Source organism: Methylomonas sp. MK1 (assembly GCF_000365425.1).
In the GTDB taxonomy this organism is placed as follows: domain Bacteria; phylum Pseudomonadota; class Gammaproteobacteria; order Methylococcales; family Methylomonadaceae; genus Methylomonas.
This window is the reverse complement of sequence record NZ_AQOV01000001.1, coordinates 1,530,586-1,548,730: the sequence shown is the minus strand read 5'-3', so window position 1 is coordinate 1,548,730 and position 18,145 is coordinate 1,530,586. Positions and strand designations below refer to the sequence as shown.

The 18,145-nt window shown below is 52.3% G+C and carries 18 protein-coding genes; 11 read left to right on the top strand and 7 right to left on the bottom strand.

Annotation, left to right across the window (positions count from 1 at the left end):
- The first annotated feature begins 73 nt into the window (after positions 1-73).
- The 4 genes from mutL to G006_RS0107135 are packed head-to-tail and all read left to right on the top strand — an operon-like array spanning position 74 to position 4,621.
- The gene (gene mutL / locus G006_RS0107150) at positions 74-1,954 is read left to right on the top strand and encodes a DNA mismatch repair endonuclease MutL (RefSeq protein WP_020482497.1); all 1,881 of its coding nucleotides are present in this window, start codon (positions 74-76) and stop codon (positions 1,952-1,954) included.
- Entirely contained in the window at positions 1,955-2,893 is a 939-nt protein-coding gene (gene miaA / locus G006_RS0107145) for a tRNA (adenosine(37)-N6)-dimethylallyltransferase MiaA (protein ID WP_020482496.1), read from the top strand.
- A complete protein-coding gene (locus G006_RS0107140; protein WP_020482495.1) occupies positions 2,886-3,485 on the top strand; it encodes a 5-formyltetrahydrofolate cyclo-ligase in 600 nt (199 codons plus the stop codon). The genes miaA and G006_RS0107140 overlap by 8 nt, the downstream gene beginning before the upstream one ends.
- Entirely contained in the window at positions 3,482-4,621 is a 1,140-nt protein-coding gene (locus G006_RS0107135; RefSeq protein ID WP_020482494.1) for a hypothetical protein, read from the top strand. The genes G006_RS0107140 and G006_RS0107135 overlap by 4 nt, the downstream gene beginning before the upstream one ends.
- Before the next feature lie 22 nt (positions 4,622-4,643).
- On the opposite strand, the gene G006_RS0107130 is transcribed toward G006_RS0107135, so the two are convergent.
- From G006_RS0107130 to G006_RS0107110, 5 genes are read right to left on the bottom strand one after another with little or no spacing between them, the layout of a single operon-like run.
- The gene (locus G006_RS0107130; protein ID WP_020482493.1) at positions 4,644-5,054 is read right to left on the bottom strand and encodes a hypothetical protein; all 411 of its coding nucleotides are present in this window, start codon (positions 5,052-5,054) and stop codon (positions 4,644-4,646) included.
- Between the two features lie 5 nt (positions 5,055-5,059).
- The gene (locus G006_RS0107125; protein WP_020482492.1) at positions 5,060-5,977 is read right to left on the bottom strand and encodes a methyltransferase domain-containing protein; all 918 of its coding nucleotides are present in this window, start codon (positions 5,975-5,977) and stop codon (positions 5,060-5,062) included.
- Positions 5,978-6,033: 56 nt separating this feature from the next.
- Positions 6,034-6,435, bottom strand: a complete 402-nt coding sequence (locus G006_RS0107120) for a hypothetical protein (RefSeq protein WP_020482491.1) — start codon at positions 6,433-6,435, stop codon at positions 6,034-6,036.
- Positions 6,428-7,183 carry a tRNA threonylcarbamoyladenosine dehydratase gene (locus G006_RS0107115; RefSeq protein WP_020482490.1) on the bottom strand — a complete coding sequence of 252 codons (756 nt, stop codon included), beginning with the start codon at positions 7,181-7,183 and terminating at the stop codon, positions 6,428-6,430. Before G006_RS0107115 ends, G006_RS0107120 begins: the two co-directional genes overlap by 8 nt.
- Complete coding sequence (locus G006_RS0107110; RefSeq protein WP_020482489.1) at positions 7,176-7,877, bottom strand: TatD family hydrolase; 702 nt, start codon at positions 7,875-7,877, stop codon at positions 7,176-7,178. Before G006_RS0107110 ends, G006_RS0107115 begins: the two co-directional genes overlap by 8 nt.
- A gap of 93 nt (positions 7,878-7,970) precedes the next feature.
- Here G006_RS0107110 and ettA point away from each other — a divergent pair, with 93 nt between their 5' ends.
- The 7 genes from ettA (at position 7,971) to G006_RS0107075 (ending at position 16,151) form a co-directional block, all read left to right on the top strand.
- A complete protein-coding gene (gene ettA, locus G006_RS0107105; RefSeq protein WP_020482488.1) occupies positions 7,971-9,635 on the top strand; it encodes an energy-dependent translational throttle protein EttA in 1,665 nt (554 codons plus the stop codon).
- 191 nt (positions 9,636-9,826) lie between these two features.
- A complete protein-coding gene (gene hfq, locus G006_RS0107100) occupies positions 9,827-10,069 on the top strand; it encodes an RNA chaperone Hfq (protein ID WP_020482487.1) in 243 nt (80 codons plus the stop codon).
- Between the two features lie 11 nt (positions 10,070-10,080).
- The gene (gene hflX / locus G006_RS0107095) at positions 10,081-11,346 is read left to right on the top strand and encodes a ribosome rescue GTPase HflX (protein ID WP_020482486.1); all 1,266 of its coding nucleotides are present in this window, start codon (positions 10,081-10,083) and stop codon (positions 11,344-11,346) included.
- 167 nt (positions 11,347-11,513) lie between these two features.
- On the top strand, positions 11,514-12,707 hold the full coding sequence (gene hflK, locus G006_RS0107090) for an FtsH protease activity modulator HflK (RefSeq protein WP_020482485.1): 1,194 nt from the start codon (positions 11,514-11,516) through the stop codon (positions 12,705-12,707).
- Between the two features lies 1 nt (position 12,708).
- The gene (gene hflC / locus G006_RS0107085) at positions 12,709-13,563 is read left to right on the top strand and encodes a protease modulator HflC (RefSeq protein ID WP_026146907.1); all 855 of its coding nucleotides are present in this window, start codon (positions 12,709-12,711) and stop codon (positions 13,561-13,563) included.
- Between the two features lie 71 nt (positions 13,564-13,634).
- The gene (locus G006_RS0107080; protein ID WP_020482483.1) at positions 13,635-14,831 is read left to right on the top strand and encodes an ATP phosphoribosyltransferase regulatory subunit; all 1,197 of its coding nucleotides are present in this window, start codon (positions 13,635-13,637) and stop codon (positions 14,829-14,831) included.
- Positions 14,832-14,855: 24 nt separating this feature from the next.
- Positions 14,856-16,151, top strand: coding sequence for an adenylosuccinate synthase (locus tag G006_RS0107075; protein ID WP_020482482.1), 1,296 nt, complete (start codon positions 14,856-14,858; stop codon positions 16,149-16,151).
- A gap of 128 nt (positions 16,152-16,279) precedes the next feature.
- On the opposite strand, the gene G006_RS0107065 is transcribed toward G006_RS0107075, so the two are convergent.
- On the bottom strand, positions 16,280-17,125 hold the full coding sequence (locus G006_RS0107065) for a sulfurtransferase (RefSeq protein WP_026146906.1): 846 nt from the start codon (positions 17,123-17,125) through the stop codon (positions 16,280-16,282).
- A 2-nt stretch (positions 17,126-17,127) separates the two neighbouring features.
- Positions 17,128-18,105: an NAD(P)H-quinone oxidoreductase gene (locus G006_RS0107060; protein WP_020482479.1), complete on the bottom strand. Its 978-nt coding sequence runs from the start codon at positions 18,103-18,105 to the stop codon at positions 17,128-17,130.
- Between the last annotated feature and the right edge of the window lie 40 nt (positions 18,106-18,145).

Here is an 18,145-nt window from a genome sequence, read left to right as displayed (position 1 = left end):
AAAACGGGGTGAATCATTTCGCCCCGTTTCATTTCCATCCGCTAAAATACGCGCTTTTCTTTGAGCGCAGCCGATGCGGATTCATGCTTTACCCACTCAATTAGTCAATCAAATCGCAGCCGGCGAGGTGGTCGAGCGCCCGGCGTCCGTGGTCAAAGAATTGGTGGAAAATTGTTTCGATGCCGGCGCCACTCAGATTCACATCGATGTGGAGCAGGGTGGCACTCGGCAAATCCGGATTCGCGACAATGGTTGCGGCATCGTTAAAGATGATTTGGCGCTGGCCTTATCTCGGCATGCCACCAGCAAGATTGCCTCCTTGGACGATTTGGAGCATGTGATCAGCATGGGGTTTCGCGGCGAGGCTTTGCCCAGCATCAGCTCGGTGGCGCGTTTGACTTTGATCTCTCGTACCGCTGACGCCGAATGTGCCTGGCAAGTCAGCGCCGACGGCACCGAGCGAAACTTTGATCCGCAACCCGACCCGCATCCGCCCGGCACGACTGTGGATGTGCGCGACCTGTTTTACAACACGCCGGCTCGCCGCAAGTTCTTAAAAGCCGAGAAAACCGAGTTTACCCACATCGAGAGCCTGATTCAAAAACTGGCTTTGGCGCGTTTCGATGTCGGTTTTGTGTTGAATCACAATCAGCGCGAAGTGCTGAACCTGAAGCCGGCGGCAACTCAGGAGGCTCAGGAAAAACGTATCGCTGCAATTTGCGGCTCGGCGTTTGTCGAGAACAGCGTAAAGATCGACTTTGCCGCCTCCGGTTTACATCTGCACGGCTGGGTCGGCTTGCCGACTTTCTCCCGCAGCCAGCAGGATATGCAGTTTTTTTACGTCAATGGCCGTTTGATCAAGGATAGGTTAGTCGCCCATGCGGTGAAACAGGCTTACCAGGATGTGTTGTACCATGGCCGGCATTCGGTGTTTGTGCTGTATCTGGAACTCGATCCGGCCTTGGTCGATGTCAACGCCCACCCGACCAAACTGGAAGTGCGGTTTAGGGAAGGGCGGATGGTGCATGATTTTCTGTTTCAGGCGCTGCATCGCAGCTTGGCCGATCAACGGCCCGGCGGGACGCAAGTTGCACAGCAGATCGAAACTGTGGGTGATTATTCGGCAGCGCAAACGCCGACAGCGCCGTTGCGGACACCTTTGAATCAACAAACCTCTTTACCGCTGACGATGCCTGAGTCGGGTTTGGATAGCGTGTCACAACGCGTGGCCCCCGAAGCATTCGACGCTTATCGCTACCCGCCCGAACGAGCCAACTTGTCCGACGTGGCCGAGCAAATCAAAGCTTACGGCAAACTGTATCCGCAAACCGACCATGCTGCCCCAACCCAGGCTGCTGTGGAATCAGCGATCCCACCCTTGGGCTTTGCGCTGGCGCATATTCACAATATTTATATCCTGGCGGAAACTGCCAACGGCATTATTTTGGTGGATGCCCACGCCGCCCATGAACGGGTGACGTATGAACGGCTGAAACAGCATTATCACAATCGCGCAATTGTTTCCCAGCCGTTGTTGCTGCCGATCAAGTTGCAAGTCACCGCTGCCGAGGCCGACTTGGCCGAGCAAGAACACGAGTTTTTCACGGGGCTTGGCTTTGAGATCAACCGTTCCGGCCCGGAAACGGTGGTGCTGAGAGCCACGCCGGCTTTGCTGGCAAAAGCCGATGTCGATCAGTTGGTGCGCGATATTCTGGCCGATCTGGCCACCCACGGCGTCAGCCACAAAGCCCAGGAAAGTCTTAACGCGATTTTGGCGACCATGGCTTGTCATAGCTCGGTGCGCGCCAAGCGCAAACTCAGCATCGAAGAAATGAACGCCTTGCTGCGGGATATGGAGCAGACCGAGCGCATCGGTCAATGCAATCACGGCCGGCCGACCTGGGTGGCACTGAGTCATCAGGATTTGGATCGATTCTTCATGCGCGGTCAATAGATGATTGACATAAATAAACCGTCGGCCATCCTGTTGATGGGACCGACCGCATCCGGCAAGACCGCGCTCGGCGTGGCGATGGCCCAAGCCTTGAATGCCGAGATTATCAGCGTCGATTCGGCCTTGGTTTATCGGGGCATGAACATCGGTACCGCCAAACCGACCCTCGCTGAGCGCGGCGGCGTGCCGCATCATTTGATCGACATTCTCGATCCCAGTGAGAGTTTTTCCACCGGCCAATTTCGCGACCGCGCTTTGGCCTTGATGCTGGACATTACTGCGCGTGGCAAGTTGCCGGTTTTAGTGGGCGGTACGATGTTGTACTTCAGCGCCTTGACTCAGGGTTTGGCGCAATTGCCGGCAGCCGATCCGGCGATTCGCCAGCGACTGGACGACGAATTGCAAACCCTGGGCAAAGACGTGTTGCATGCCCGCCTGGCGCAAGTCGATCCGCAAGCGGCGGCGCGGATCCACGTCAACGATCCGCAACGCGTGCAACGCGCTTTGGAAGTTTTTGAAATCAGTGGTCGGTCGCTATCCAGTTTTTTCGACACCGATCAGCAAGCCGAACATCCGTATAAGTTTATCAAGTTGATCATTGCACCGGAGCAGCGCAGTACCTTGCACGATAAGATTGCCGAGCGCTTCGATCTAATGCTAAAACAAGGTTTTCTCGATGAAGTCCAGGCTTTATGGCAACGCGGCGATCTGGACGAAAGCATGCCGTCGATTCGCTGCGTCGGTTACCGGCAGGCTTGGTCCTATCTCAACGGCGAATACGACCTGACAACAATGCGGGACAAAGCCATCATCGCCACCCGGCAACTGGCCAAACGCCAATTTACCTGGCTGCGCAAGGAGCAGGATGCCCAGCATTTGATCAGTGGCTCTGAAGACCTGCTTGGACAATCCTTGGCATATTGCCGTACGCATGAATAAACTCGAACAACGCCTAATTGCCTATGCGGCGCGTAATGCGCAGGCCGATAAGGATGCGGTCAGCGCCGAAATTTGCCGGCGTGTTTTAGAGCAGCCCTGGTATCAAGCCGCGCGGACGGTCATGTGGTATCTGCATTGCCGTTCCGAGGTGCGGACCCTGGCAACCGTCGTCGCCGAGCTGGATAGCGATAAACGCATCGTTGTACCTTATTGCGCGGTCGATGCCGAGGGCCAGAAGCAACTAGGACTCTGGCATTTGCAATCAATCGGCGAGCTGCAGCCCGGAATGTGGAATATTCTCGAACCGCCTCGCGAACGCTGGCTAGAGCCCGCAAAGCAAGTGGGCGCCGCAGAGCTGGATGTGATCATCGTGCCGGGTGTGGCGTTTGATAAGCAAGGCGGACGCTTGGGCAATGGTGCCGGTTATTACGACCGACTACTGCAAAAAGTACGTGCCGATACGATGTTAGCGGCGGTTTGTTACGAAGCGCAATTACTGCCGCAGGTCGAGATGGCTGCTCATGATGTGTTTATGGACTATGTGGTTACCGAGCGCGCGATTTATGCGGGCAACAGGCATGCTCGGCGATGAAGTGGGAAGAGTTAAAACGACAGATTCCAACCAGCCCTGCCTTGGTGTTGGACGAAGCGCGAATTCTTGCCAATCTAAAACCTCTGCAAACGATAAGGCAAGCAAGCGGCTGCAAAATTTTGTATTCGATGAAGGCGTTGCCTCTAGCGGCATTGTTGGCGCTGATAAAAGATCAAGTCGACGGCTTTTCGGTCAGCTCCCTGTTCGAGGCGCGATTGGCAAGCGAGGTGTTGGCAGATGCGGGGGCTAGCATCCATTTGACCACGCCGGGCATGCGCCCCGACGAGTTCGCTGAGTTGGGTCGACTTTGTAGTCATATCAGTTTCAACTCCTTGCCGCAGCATCAGCGGCTACAGGCGTCAGTCCGCGATTATTCGCCAGGGCTACGCGTCAACCCCAAGCTGTCTTTTGCCGATGATCAACGCTATGACCCTTGCCGGCCGCATTCCAAATTGGGGGTCGATATCGAACTGCTGCGGGATGGTTTGCCGGCCGATGTTGAAGGATTGCATTTTCACACAGTCTTTGCTTGCCGGGATTTTAAGCCCTTGCAACAAACGCTGGAAAAGTTGCGGCCCATTCTAAAATGCAGTCGGCTTAAGTGGCTGAATCTGGGAGGAGGGTATTTGTATAACGCCATCGCCGATCCCCAGGATGTTGCCGAGTTGATTAGGCAGGTGTGTGTCGAATTTGGCATTGATGTGTATGTGGAGCCGGGAAAGGGGGTGGTCGGTAATGCCGGTTATTTGTTGACCACCGTGTTGGATCGGTTTGTCAGTGACGGCAAGGATGTATTGATTTTGGATACCTCGGTGAATCATCATCCGGAGGTGTTCGAATACCAGATGAAACCGCATTTGCGCGAAGAAGATAGTGCCGGTGAACAGTCGGCAATTTTGGCTGGCTCGACCTGCTTGGCCGGCGATGTGTTCGGCGAATATCGGTTTGGTCGGATTCCCGAGGTTGGCGAGCGCTTAGTGTTTGCCGATGTGGGGGCGTATTCGCTGATCAAGGCCAACCGGTTCAACGGTTATAAGCTGCCGGATGTTTATGGCGTTAATCCGGCCCGCTGGGTACTGCAAAAACGTGACAGCTATGCCGATTATCGCCGGCAATGGACGAACAGCGGCGACTAGCGTTTAGTAGACTGCTTTACGTTTAAGGGTGGGCGTGCGGCGGCGCTGACTCTTGGTCCAGGCCACTCATTAGCGCTTCCATCTTCTGAATGCTGGCATCGCAGCCTTCGATGCTGGCTTGTACTTTGGCTTTAAAGCGCAAGCCCATGTGTTCGCCATCGCTTTCCCGTTCCGCGTATTCGTTCAACAGATGACAGGCATCGTGCATGGCTTGTTCGGTATTTTCGAAGTCCTCATTATCCGGCAATTGCTCGGCTTCACTGAGCATCATGAGTCGACTTAATACCGTGCTCTGGTGACGGAATACCGATTCGGCGTAGTCGGCAAAGCTGTCATGCTGGCTATTGGCTGGTACGCTGGCGCAACCGATTACGCCGCAGCTAACCAGTGTAAACAGAGTCAGAAACTTCAAACGTGGTAAGACCGTCGGCATCGTGTTTAAGCCTTTTGCGCAGTAAAAATGCAATATTCGGTGAGTTTTTCGGTAAACAACTGATGTTGGGCCAAGCCGACCAAATAGTTGGCGGTTTGTGCCTTGGAACGCAGTCCCAGCCATTGGCTGATGGTTTGTACCGGTTTCAGGCGTTTGGCAACTTTGTACATATGTTCGACGGATGCTTGGGTTTGCGCGGTGATGTCGTGGCAAATGATGTCTTGAAAACCTTGTTGTGCCAACAAGCCGCTGAATTCATCCCGCGCACACAGATTCGGCACGGCCCAACCGTTCAAACAGGTGACTACCGCCTGCCATTGCTGTTCGTTAAATTGCCGCTGCAATACAAAGCCGTCGCAGACCACAATCCGGCCGCCGGGACGCAATACCCGCCAAGCCTCGCGCAAAAAGTCGCCTTTGTGCAGCGCATGACATGAGCTTTCCAAAGCCCAGACTACATCAAATGAAGCGTCAGGAAATGGCGTGGAGCAAAAGTCGGCGACTTCGAAATCGACCCGTTCCGCAACGCCGTGGCGTTTAGCGTGTTGGCGGGCATAATCGGCTTGCTTGGCGCTGATGGTGATGCCGGTTACCCGGTTGCCATGCCGTTTGGCCATCCAGATGGTGCTGCCGCCGATACCGCAGCCGGCGTCCAGAACTTTATCGCCGGCTTGAATGCCGGCCTTTTCATAAAGAATCTGATTTTTGTTCAGCAAGGCTTGATGCTGATCGTAGGGCTTGGTCTCGTCCCAATAGCCGTAATGTAAGGCCAAATTGTCGCGGTTGCACCAGGCCACCAGATAATCGTTGTAGCAATCGTCGTAGTGTTTCGCGGCGTCCGCTTGCAGTTCGGTGCTGGATAATTCGGCGTTATCGCGCAGGCTTTGGTCGCGGTAATCTTGATTGGGTTCTAGGTTGTACATCGTAGCGGGAATCGAGGAACGGGACGACTGAGCGTAAGGCAAGGTAAACGGCCGGATTAGTTGGGTTGCCGGCCATTATAATTCAGATCGGCGATTCGCTTCATGCTAGCCGACAGATTGTTTAGTTGCGGGTGATTGATTTCCAGCGCGGCGAATAATTGTTTTATGGCTAACTCTTTGATTTGCTCGGGTTCCATGCCAAAGCGAATCTTGAACAAGCGCCGCTGTTTGCCGACCGGTAGCGCTGCCAGAATTTCGCTTAAACGTTGATCGATCAATTGACGAGCTAGAGCAAGTTCGGGACTTAAACCTTCGTCCTTGGCTTGGAAAGCGGGTTGGGTGGGCACGGGGATTGGCTGATTTGCCGTGGCCGCGCGCTGACGCATCTCCTGTAAACGCGAACTTTTGCCAGGATTGACCAAGAGCGAATCCGCTGGGCGGGTGGGTGATTTAGCCATGATGTTTGTGGTGGGTTGAATGCGCGGGATCGTGAATCAAATTGCGTATCACCACCGAGGCGCAGACGCCGCCGAAAGCTGCCGGCAAATAAGAAATGGTGCCGTATGCCGACTTTTTATAATTGCTGCCGTCGGTAAACATTAACGAATCCTTGTTGACCACTTCCGGGGAAAACACCACCTTCACACCGCGGCTGATGCCGTGTTTGCGCAAACGTGTGCGAATGAATTGCGCAAACGGGCAGTTATACGTTTTGGAGATGTCCACGACCTTGAGATGCGTCGGATCCATCTTGCCGCCGGCGCCCATCGAACTGACGATTTTCATGTTGCGGGCCTTGGCGGCGCGGATCAAAGTGATTTTCGGGGTCAGGCTGTCTATCGCATCGATCACGTAGTCGTAGTGCTGGCTCAACAGCTCGTCGGCGGTATCGGGGGTGATGAATTCGTGCTTGATCGTCAGTTTTAAGTCCGGATTGATCGCCAGTAAGCGCTCACCCATGATGTCAGCCTTTGACTGGCCGTGCGTGGTCGATAGCGCCGGCAACTGCCGATTGCGATTGCTGGGATCGACTACATCGCCATCGACGATAGTCATCTCGCCAACCCCGGCCCGGCAGATAAATTCGGCGGCAAACGAGCCCACGCCGCCCATGCCCACTACCAGCACATGAGATTGCTGGAGCTTGTCAAGTTTGGGCTTGCCTATCAGCAGTTCGGTGCGGGAAAGCCAGCTTAAATCAGTCATTAAGAAATACTCGTTTGAAATTGCTCAGGATTTGTTGGCGCAAGGTCGCGATGTCTAAGCCAAGCATTTTAGCCGCAGCGGCGTATATTGCGTCAATGGATACGTTTGCGGCGTCGGTTTCCAGGAACAAGTGATCAGCTGGCGTGCCGCTTAGCGCTTTGCCGGCATGGCTACGAGGATTCAGCAACGCCGCGCCAAAGGATAGATACACCCCGTGTCTTAGTAATTGTTCAGCCAAGGCAGGTTTGCCGTTAAAGCCGTGGATGATCCAGGGTGTCTCGGTGTTTGGTGTGGATTTTTTAATCTGTATCAGCTCATCAAAGGCGCGCACACAATGGATGATCAGCGGTTTGCCAAGTTGGCTGGCGAGCTTGATCTGGTGAATGAATGCTGGGATTTGCATGGCCAACGGCGTGGCAATAGCTTTATCCAGTCCGCATTCGCCGATTGCCAGTAGGTGTGGATCCTGGCTTGCCGCGCTGATTTTCCCTAAAGCTGTTTCGGCGTCTTCTTCGTCGAGATGCCAGGGATGTAAACCCAAGCTGTAAAAACTGTTGTGTGTTGCCGTGACGTCGAAATCCTGGGTGGTGATGCTGAGTATTTCAACGGTCTGAAGGGCGCCGGTTTGGTGGCAATGGATGTCAATGTAGGCATCGGCCAAGCTCAGCGCCTCGTTAGCTGTTTCAATTTTCACTGAATTACCATCTGTTACTCGATAAAAATTAACACCCTTAAAAAACCGTTATCGCACGGTATAATGCTATTTTATTTCTTCAGCAGAAAAACAATGGCGCAATATATTTTTTCGATGAACCGGGTCGGCAAGATCGTACCGCCCAAAAAGTACATCCTTAAAGACATTTCCTTATCGTTTTTTCCAGGCGCCAAAATAGGTGTGCTCGGTTTGAACGGCTCCGGTAAATCCACGCTGCTGCGCATCATGGCCGGCATCGACAAGGAAATCGAAGGCGAAGCGATTCCGCTGAAAGGCACGAAGATCGGCTATCTGCCGCAAGAACCGCAACTGGATCCGAACAAAACCGTGCGCGGCAATATCGAAGAAGCTGTCGCGGAAATAAAGGATGTATTGGCCAGATTGGATGCGGTCTACGCCGCTTACGCCGATGCCGACGCCGATTTCGATGCGCTAGCCGCCGAGCAGGCCAAGCTGGAAGATATTATCAACGCTTGCGACGGTCATAACCTGGATCGTACGCTGGAAGTCGCTGCAGACGCCTTGCGATTGCCGGATTGGGATGCCGATGTCACCAAATTGTCCGGCGGGGAAAAGCGCCGAGTGGCGCTATGCCGTTTGTTACTGTCCAAGCCCGATATGCTGCTGCTCGACGAGCCGACCAACCATTTGGATGCCGAGTCGGTGGCGTGGCTGGAGCGCTTTCTGCATGACTATCCTGGTACTGTGGTAGCGGTAACCCATGACAGATACTTCCTAGATAATGTGGCCGGCTGGATTTTGGAGTTGGACCGTGGCATGGGTATTCCGTGGGAAGGCAACTATTCGTCTTGGCTGGAACAAAAGGAAAAACGCCTGGAGTTGGAGGAGAAGCAGGAATCCTCTCGGCAAAAAGCCATGAAAGCCGAGTTGGAATGGGTCCGTTCAAACCAAAAAGGCCGGCACGCGAAGAGCAAGGCGCGTTTGGCGCGCTTTGAAGAATTGTCGTCAGTCGAAACGCAAAAACGTAACGAGACCCAGGAAATTTATATTCCACCAGGTCCACGTCTGGGCGATGTGGTGATTGACGTTGAGAACATCAGTAAGGGTTTTGGCGACAGACTTTTGATCAATAATTTGAGCTTCAAATTGCCGCCGGGTGGGATTGTAGGCATCATCGGTCCTAACGGTGCCGGTAAAACCACCTTGTTCAGGATGATGGCTGGTTTTGAAAAACCGGATGCCGGCGACATCAAATTTGGTCAAACCGTGCAGATGGCCTATGTCGATCAGTTGCGCGACGACATGGACAACAACAAAACGGTTTGGGAAGAAATCTCCGACGGCTTGGACATGATCACCGTCGGCAAATACGAAACGCCATCGCGGGCTTATATCGGCCGATTTAACTTTAAAGGCGGGGATCAGCAAAAACGTATCGGCGAACTATCTGGCGGCGAACGCAACCGGGTGCATTTGGCCAAGCTGTTGAAAAGCGGCGGCAACGTGTTATTACTTGACGAACCGACCAACGATTTGGATGTGGAAACCTTGCGAGCACTGGAAGAGGCTTTATTGGCTTTCCCCGGTTGTGCAGTGGTGATCTCGCATGATCGCTGGTTCCTGGATCGTATCGCCACGCATATGCTGGCATTCGAAGGCGATAGCGAAGTGGTCTGGTTTGAAGGTAATTATGCCGACTACGAAGCTGATAGGCATCGTCGATTGGGTACCGATGCCGATAACCCGCATCGTCTCAAATATAAAAAAATCGGCTAAGCTGAACTTAAGCAGCCGTTGGTATTTTTGCAACGGCTTTGCGATTAAAGATCTGATTGAACTTGAAATAGCGCAGACCAGTCCCAAACTCATTAAAAGTTTTTTATTGATCCGCAGCCCGCGTGTTGAAATTGGTGGGTGTAGCGGGTAATGTATTAATAGCGCACCGAACAATAATAAGGAGAAATAGGATGTCGAAAGCACAAAACTTGCAGGACAACTTTTTGAATGCCCTCAGAAAAGAACACACCCCCGTGTCGATTTTTTTGGTTAACGGTATCAAACTGCAAGGCCGCGTCGATTCTTTCGACCAATACGTGGTGATGCTGAAAAACACTGTGAATCAAATGGTTTACAAGCATGCCATATCCACTATCGTTCCCGGCAAAAATGTCACAATGCACCGTGATCCCGACGTTAGCGATGAAAGCTAAGAGGTTATTTTTTGTTTGAACGTCCCGATGCGGGTGAACGAGCCATTCTCGTTCACCTCAATTTGCAAGCTGGTCAAGAAGATCTCGACGAGCTGAAAGAACTAACCAAATCCGCAGGCGCCCAACCGACTTATGTAGTAACCGGAAGCCGGTATCGGCCTGATCCGAAATATTTCGTTGGCACCGGTAAGGTCGAAGAAATCAGGTCGGCGATCATCGAGCACGAAGCCAATATCGTTATCGTCAATCATCCGCTAACACCCAGCCAAGAGCGCAATTTGGAAAAAGCGCTGGAAGTCAGGGTGGTGGATCGTAACGGTCTAATCCTGGATATTTTTGCGCAGCGGGCGCAAACCTTTGAAGGTAAATTGCAGGTCGAACTGGCGCAGCTCAAACATCTGTCTACCCGATTGATTCGCGGCTGGACGCATTTGGAGCGGCAAAAGGGCGGTATTGGTTTGCGTGGTCCCGGCGAAACCCAGTTGGAAACTGACAGGCGGTTGTTGGCGGTGCGTATAAAGCAAATTCAACAGCGCCTGGGTAAGGTGGAAAAGCAGCGCCATCAAGGTCGTAGCAAACGCAAAAAAGCAGAAATTCCTACCGTATCTTTAGTTGGCTACACCAACGCCGGTAAGTCGACGCTGTTCAACACCTTAACCGGTGCCGGTATTTATGCGGCTGATCAATTGTTTGCGACGCTGGATCCTACCTTGCGGCAATTGTCGCTCAGTAATGGCGGCGAAATCATTTTGGCGGATACCGTCGGCTTTATCCGGCATTTACCGCATGAACTGGTGGCGGCATTTCGTTCCACTTTGCAGGAAGCCAGCGAAGCGGATTTGTTGTTGCATGTGATCGATGCGGCTGCCGAAGATCGTGAAGACACGATCTATCAGGTAAACCAAGTCTTGAGCGACATCGACGCCGCTAAAATTCCACAGTTGATGGTTTTCAACAAGATCGACTTACTCGAGGATGTGGCGCCGCACATTGATTACGATGCTGACGGGAAACCCGTCAGCGTCTGGATTTCCGCGCAAAACGGGGTAGGCTGTGATTTGTTGCAGCAGGCCTTGTCCGAGTTATTTGCTAGCAGCAAGGTGATTCGAAAATGCTATTTGCCAGCCGGCCAAGCGGGATTAAAAGCAAAGTTATTCACTTTCGTGAAAATAATCGACGAAGTCAATAACGATAGCGGCGATTGCGAATTGACGATAGAAATCGACAAAAAGCATTTGGGCTTGTTGAAGGGTATTGATGTCCATGAGCAGGTTTGATCGGCCGATTGCCGGAACAATCACCTAGTTATTTGCTCGGAAATGGCTAACTTACGATAGAATGGCGGTTTTTCGGATAGACAAGCCAACGCTTCGAGTCATCGAACAGGCTGTCCATACGAGATGCAGCTTTAGAGTTTTCAAATCCAATTTTTGGAGTGTTTGGTATGTCTTGGAATGAACCCGGCGGTGGTAAAAAAGACCCCTGGAGTGGTCGTAATGATAAGAATGATCCACCCGATTTGGACGAGGTAATTCGTTCGCTACAGGACAAACTCGGCGGTATTTTCGGCGGCGGTTCCAAAGGCGGTCTCGGCAGCGGGCCGTCAATGAAAGGCGTGGGTTTACTGGCTGCAGGCGCCGTTATTCTCTGGGGTTTGAGCGGGTTTTATACCGTGGACGAAGGTACGCGTGGCGTGGTCACCCGTTTTGGTGCCTATGTCAATACTACTCAGCCGGGTCTGAACTGGCATATCCCGTCGCCTGTAGAGCAGGTGGCGGTCATCAATGTCGAGCAACAACGCTTTATCGAAGTGGGTTACCGTTCCGGCGGTGGGCAGGGTATGGGCTCAGTGCCCAAGGAAGCGATGATGCTGACTAAAGACGAAAATATCGTCGACGTTCGTCTGGCTGTCCAATACCAAGTCAAAGATGCCAAGGATTATGCGTTTAACGTGCTGGATCCAGCCTCAACTCTGAAACAAGTCACCGAAAGCGTGCAGCGTGGCGTGATCGGTCGTAGCGACATGGATTTTGTGCTGACCGAAGGCCGTAGCGACATCGTGCTGGCGATCAAATCTGAAATTCAGTCGGTAATGGATGCGTACAAAACCGGCATATTGATCACTAGCGTCAACTTGCAAGACGCTCAGCCGCCCGAACAAGTGCAAGGTTCTTTCGAAGATGCCATCAAGGCGCGGGAAGACAAACAGCGCTTGATTAACGAAGCGGAAGCGTATTCGAATGACGTGGTGCCTAAAGCCCGCGGTGCGGCTTCGCGTATCGTGCAAGAATCCGAAGGTTACAAAGAAAAAGTAATTGCCCGCGCGAACGGTGATGTCAGCCGCTTCTCGCAATTGTTAACGGAATACAAAAAAGCGCCGGCGGTAACCAAGCAGCGGATGTATATTGAAGCGATGGAGTTGGTTTTGGGTCGCTCCAACAACGTACTGGTTGATGTGAAAGGCGGCAATAACATTATGTATCTGCCGCTGGAGAAGTTGGCGAATAAGGCCGTCGAGGACGCCGCGCCGGCACCAGTAATCAGCCATGAACCGGTTTCTTTGCCTTCGCAGCCTGTGAAAGAAATTAAAACCGATGTGCGCGCGTCAAGCCGTGAACGCGATGTGAGAGGACGCTAAGATGGGAAATAAGATTTTAGTCGCCGTTGGCGCAGTAGTAGTCTTGCTCTCGATGTCGGTATTTACCGTGGCCGAAACCGAGCGGGTAATTAAGTTTCAATTAGGCGAGATTGTAGGTGCGGATTTCCAACCGGGCATGCATTTTAAACTGCCGTTTATCAATAATGTTAAAAAGTTCGATGCGCGTATTCTGACCATGGATTCCACGCCGGAGCGCTTTTTAACGGCGGAAAAGAAAAATGTTATCGTTGATTCGTTTGTGAAATGGCGGATAGGTGATGTGAAGACCTTTTATACCACTGTTGCCGGCGATGTGAATCAGGCTAATATTCGTCTCGATCAAATCATCAAAGATTCCGCACGCAGCGAGTTCAGTAAACGCGAGATTAAGCAATTAGTGTCCACAGATCGTAGTGCGATTCGTGATGCCTTGATTACCAATGTGTCGCCGCATGCCGCGAAACTGGGTATCACTATCGTCGACGTGCAAGTCAAACGCATCGATTTGCCTGCGGAAGTCAGTACCTCTGTTTATCAAAGAATGGAAGCCGAACGGGCCCGGGTTGCTCGCGAGTTTCGTTCGCAAGGTTCTGAAGCCGCCGAGCGGATTCGCGCGGATGCCGATAAACAGCGGGAGATCATTTTGGCGAATGCTTACCGCGATTCCGAAGTGATGCGCGGCGAAGGCGACGCTAAAGCCGCCGATATTTTCGCCAAAGCGTATAGCGAGGACAGCGATTTCTTTGCTTTCTATCGCAGCCTGATCGCTTATAAGGAAAGTTTGGGTAAGTCTGGCAACATCATGGTGCTAGAACCCAATTCCGACTTCTTCAAATATTTCAAGAATCAGAAATAAACTCCTTTTGGATTATATATAGTCAAACGCCCCGCCACGCGGGGCGTTTGCTGTGTTTGAGATAGACAAAAATGCAAAAAAAAGACACCTGGCTGTTGCCGGAAGGGATTAGCGAAGTATTGCCGGAACAGGCAGCGCATCTCGAGACCTTGCGTAGAAAACTTTTGGATACTTTTGCCTGCTGGGGCTACCAGTTGGTTATTCCACCGTTCGTAGACTTTCTGCATTCCTTGCTCATCGGTTCCGGCCATGACCTGGATCTACAGACGTTTAAGCTGACCGATCAATTGAGCGGAGAAATGTTGGGAGTGCGGGCGGATATGACGCCGCAAGTTGCAAGAATCGATGCACATCACTTTCAGCACGATGGCCCGACCAGGCTGTGCTATGCCGGTACCGTGCTGCACACCTTGGGTGATCCGTTGGAAAAGAGCCGAAGCCCAATGCAGATCGGCGCTGAACTATACGGTCATGCAGGCCTGGAAAGCGATTACGAAGTCATCCAACTGATGCTGGAAATGTTGGCAATTAGCGGTTTGCAAAATGTGCATTTGGATTTAGGGCATGTCGCTATCTACCGGGCTTTGGCCGAACATGCCGGTCTTAATCCGCAACAGGAAGCCGAATTGTTCGACGTTTTGCAGCGCAAGGCTAGAACAGAATTGGCGGAATTGCTTGCCGAGTTTGAGATTGACGCACGCTACAAAGACATATTCAATGCCTTGCCGAAGCTGAATGGCGGTAGGGATATACTGGACAAAGCCAAAGCATTATTAACCGGTTTTGCCGGTGCAGATGAGATTGTCGGTGCTTTGGCCGATTTACAAGGTATATCCGATAAATTGCGTCGTGATTTTCCGGCGTTGACGGTGAGTTTCGATCTGGCCGAGTTACGTGGTTATCACTATCACACCGGCATGGTGTTCGCGGCTTTTGTGCCTGCTCTGGGCAAAGAAATCGCCCGCGGTGGTAGATACGATAATATCGGCGAAGTATTCGGCCGAGCGCGAGCCGCTACCGGTTTCAGCGCGGATTTAAAAGTATTGGCAGGCATGTATAAAGTCGATGATGAAGCGGCGCAGGTGGTGTTTGCCCCCTTTGCGGAAGATGCCGATTTGCGGGAAGCCGTCAGAGATTTACGCGCGCAAGGTGTGGCGGTGATTCAACATCTGCCGGAACAACAAGGCGGCGCCGAACAGCAGGGCTGCAACGCTATTTTAGAAAAACACAATCAACAGTGGGTCGTTAGATCAATAAGCTGTCGTTAAACCACTAGTTCAAGGTTAGATAATATGGGAAAGAATGTTGTTGTTATCGGCACGCAATGGGGCGATGAAGGTAAAGGTAAGCTGGTCGATCTTTTAACCGAACAAGCCGCTGCGGTGGTGCGCTTTCAAGGCGGCCACAATGCCGGTCACACCTTGGTGATTAATGGCGAAAAAACCGTGTTGCATCTGATTCCTTCCGGAGTTTTGCGCGAAGGCGTGCAGTGCATGATCGGCAACGGCGTGGTGCTGTGTCCGGAAGCGTTGTTGAAGGAAATCGAGATTCTGGAAAAATCCGGTGTTCCGGTTCGACATAGATTGCAAATCAGCGAAGCGTGCGCATTGATTCTGCCGATACACGTCGCTATCGATCAGGCCCGCGAAAAAGCCAGGGGTAGCAAAGCTATCGGTACTACCGGTCGCGGTATTGGTCCAGCTTACGAAGACAAGGTGGCCAGACGCGGCTTGCGAGCCGGTGATTTGCGCAACAGCGAGGAATTCGCCGCTCGCTTAAAAGAGCTGGTCGATTATCACAACTTCATGTTGACCCATTATTATCACGCCGAGCCTGTGGATTATGACGCGGTGCTGGCGAATACCTTGCGTTTGGGTGAGATCATCAAGCCGATGCTGACCGATGTTGGGGAGGCTATCTACAGCTATCAAAACCAAGGTGAGAACGTGCTGTTCGAAGGTGCGCAGGGCGCACTGCTGGACATTGACCACGGTACTTATCCCTATGTCACTTCGTCCAATACGACGGCAGGCGGCGCTGCCACCGGTACCGGCGTGGGACCTTTGGCGCTGGATTATGTGTTGGGTATTACCAAAGCCTATTCCACTCGAGTGGGCAACGGTCCGTTTCCAACCGAATTGCTGGATAACTATGGTGAGCATCTGGGCGTGAAAGGTCACGAGTTTGGTGCCACCACCGGTCGCAAGCGCCGTTGCGGCTGGTTCGATGCGGTATCGATGCGTAAATCGGCTCAATTAAATAGCTTGAGCGGCATTTGTCTGACCAAACTGGATGTGCTGGATGGCCTGGACAAAATTGGTATCTGCACCGCTTATAAGATAAACGGTCAGATTACGGAAACTGCTCCGCTGGGTGCTGATCAATACGCTGCGTGTGAAGCGGTCATTGAGGAAATGCCAGGTTGGACAGGCACTACGGCCGGTGTTACCGATTTTGCGCAATTGCCGGAAAACGCCAAAGCCTATATCGCCCGCCTCGAGCAGTTGGTTGGGGTAAAAGTCACGATTTTATCTACCGGTCCGGACCGGAACGAAACCATAGTCTTGGAAAATCCGTTCCAGGCTTAACGGTTAAGAAGCAATCCTGCATTAAAACGCTGAATATATTCGATGAATGTATTCAGCGTCTTTTCAAAGTTATGCTCAGCTATTAACTGGCTCATAGCAATTTCCCCAAATCCCTTATGATGATGTAATCAATCCGTTGCGACGGGTCTATTCCGATTGGTGATCCATTCGCTCCACGAGCCGGCGTAAAGTTTCGAGCCGCTTAATCCTGCGATTTCCATTGCTAACAGATTGTGACAGGCTGTCACGCCGGAGCCGCACATATGAACCACCTGCTCGGCAGGGCAAGGGGCTATCAGTTTGCTAAATTGCTGGCGTAGCTGGTCGGCGGGTAAAAATAAGCCGGATTTATCCAGATTTCTTTGCAATGGCCTATTTAAAGCTTTGGGTACATGGCCGGCTACTGGGTCTATCGGTTCTTGTCGGCCATGGAAGCGCTCTGGTGTTCTAGCGTCTATTAGCGCGATTTTTCGGGTCGCCAAACCGTCTGTTACTTGAGCGGCGTCCAGCCATTGCTGATTGTCCAGATAGACTCGGAATTGGCTGGTGGTAATTTTCGGAAGTGCGGTGGTGATCGGCAAGCCTTGTTTTTGCCAATACCCCAAGCCTCCATCCAACACTGCGATTTGGGTATGGCCTATAGTGCGTAGCAGCCACCACATCCGGCCGGCAAACGCGCCGCCGGCATCGTCATAAACCACGATTTGACTACGATTGTTAACGCCCCACTCGCCCAGCTTTTTGCCTAATAATGCAAAGTCCGGTAACGGGTGGCGGCCGGTGTAGGATCGCACAGGCGAAGACAAACCCTGGTTTAAATCAGCATAGCGCGCGCCGGGAATATGGCCTTGCCTGTAGGACTTATGACCGGCTGTCACATCGGCGAGCGAGAAACGGCAGTCGAATATCTGCCAATCCGGGTTGTTCAGGTTGGCAGCTAAAATGTCTTTGGAAACCAACGTGGTGTAGGACATGCTCATACCTCCAAAATAATTTTACCGATATGTTGGCTGCTTTCCATGCGTTCGTGGGCCTGGGAGGCCTGATCTAGCGGAAAAACCGAATCGATGATGGGTTTGAGTTGGCCGGATTCCAGTAGCGGCCAAACCTTTGCAAAAAGTTGTTGGGCTATTTTAGCCTTGAACTCGTCGTTGCGGGGGCGCAAGGTGGTGCCGGAAATGGTAAGGCGTTTCATCAGCACGGATGCTAGATTGATTTCGCTCTTGCCGCCGTTCTGGATGGCAATCTGTTGTAGTCGGCCGTCGATAGCCAGGCATTTCAAGTTACGGGGCAAGTAGTCGCCGCCGATTATGTCTAAAACGACATTAACGCCTTTGCCGCCGGTGTGATGCATAACGGCTTCGACAAAGTCCTGCTGTCGATAATTTATGGCCAGGTCCGCGCCCAGTTCTCGACAAAATTGACATTTTTCATCGCTGCCGGCCGTCACTATCACCTGGTTGCCAAAGGCTTTGCTGAGTTGAATAGCGCTGGTGCCGATACCGCTGCTGCCGCCATGCACCAATATACTTTCGCCGACTTGCAGTTTTGCACGGTCGAAAATATTACTCCAGACCGTAAAAAAAGTTTCAGGCAATGCGGCGGCTTGAATAAAACTCAAGCCTTTCGGTAATGGTAGGCAGCAACAGGCGCTTGCCAGGCAATATTCCGCATAACCGCCGCCCGTCAGTAAGGCGCAAACCGAATCGCCCACTTTAAATTCATTTACTTCGCTCCCTACCGCTTCGATGGTGCCGGACACTTCCAAACCCAGAACGGTGGATGCGCCTGGTGGTGGCGGATACAGGCCTTTACGCTGCATTAGGTCTGGGCGGTTTACCCCGGCTGCTACAACTTTTATCAATACTTGATCTGAGCCGGGAGAGGGTAGTGGCTGATCCGTTTCGACTAAATCGGTTAACTCTGCGGAGCGATAAATCTCGATGGCGCGCATGGTGTTAAGCTTTGCGGGAAGAGTGGCGTATTATATGCGC

Coding starts and splice junctions, on each gene's coding strand:
- mutL (WP_020482497.1), top strand. CDS start 74: ATGCGGATTCATGCTTTACCCACTCAATTAGTCAATCAAATCGCAGCC.
- miaA (WP_020482496.1), top strand. CDS start 1,955: ATGATTGACATAAATAAACCGTCGGCCATCCTGTTGATGGGACCGACC.
- G006_RS0107140 (WP_020482495.1), top strand. CDS start 2,886: ATGAATAAACTCGAACAACGCCTAATTGCCTATGCGGCGCGTAATGCG.
- G006_RS0107135 (WP_020482494.1), top strand. CDS start 3,482: ATGAAGTGGGAAGAGTTAAAACGACAGATTCCAACCAGCCCTGCCTTG.
- G006_RS0107130 (WP_020482493.1), bottom strand. CDS start 5,054: ATGCCGACGGTCTTACCACGTTTGAAGTTTCTGACTCTGTTTACACTG.
- G006_RS0107125 (WP_020482492.1), bottom strand. CDS start 5,977: ATGTACAACCTAGAACCCAATCAAGATTACCGCGACCAAAGCCTGCGC.
- G006_RS0107120 (WP_020482491.1), bottom strand. CDS start 6,435: ATGGCTAAATCACCCACCCGCCCAGCGGATTCGCTCTTGGTCAATCCT.
- G006_RS0107115 (WP_020482490.1), bottom strand. CDS start 7,183: ATGACTGATTTAAGCTGGCTTTCCCGCACCGAACTGCTGATAGGCAAG.
- ettA (WP_020482488.1), top strand. CDS start 7,971: ATGGCGCAATATATTTTTTCGATGAACCGGGTCGGCAAGATCGTACCG.
- hfq (WP_020482487.1), top strand. CDS start 9,827: ATGTCGAAAGCACAAAACTTGCAGGACAACTTTTTGAATGCCCTCAGA.
- hflK (WP_020482485.1), top strand. CDS start 11,514: ATGTCTTGGAATGAACCCGGCGGTGGTAAAAAAGACCCCTGGAGTGGT.
- hflC (WP_026146907.1), top strand. CDS start 12,709: ATGGGAAATAAGATTTTAGTCGCCGTTGGCGCAGTAGTAGTCTTGCTC.
- G006_RS0107080 (WP_020482483.1), top strand. CDS start 13,635: ATGCAAAAAAAAGACACCTGGCTGTTGCCGGAAGGGATTAGCGAAGTA.
- G006_RS0107075 (WP_020482482.1), top strand. CDS start 14,856: ATGGGAAAGAATGTTGTTGTTATCGGCACGCAATGGGGCGATGAAGGT.
- G006_RS0107065 (WP_026146906.1), bottom strand. CDS start 17,125: ATGTCCTACACCACGTTGGTTTCCAAAGACATTTTAGCTGCCAACCTG.
- G006_RS0107060 (WP_020482479.1), bottom strand. CDS start 18,105: ATGCGCGCCATCGAGATTTATCGCTCCGCAGAGTTAACCGATTTAGTC.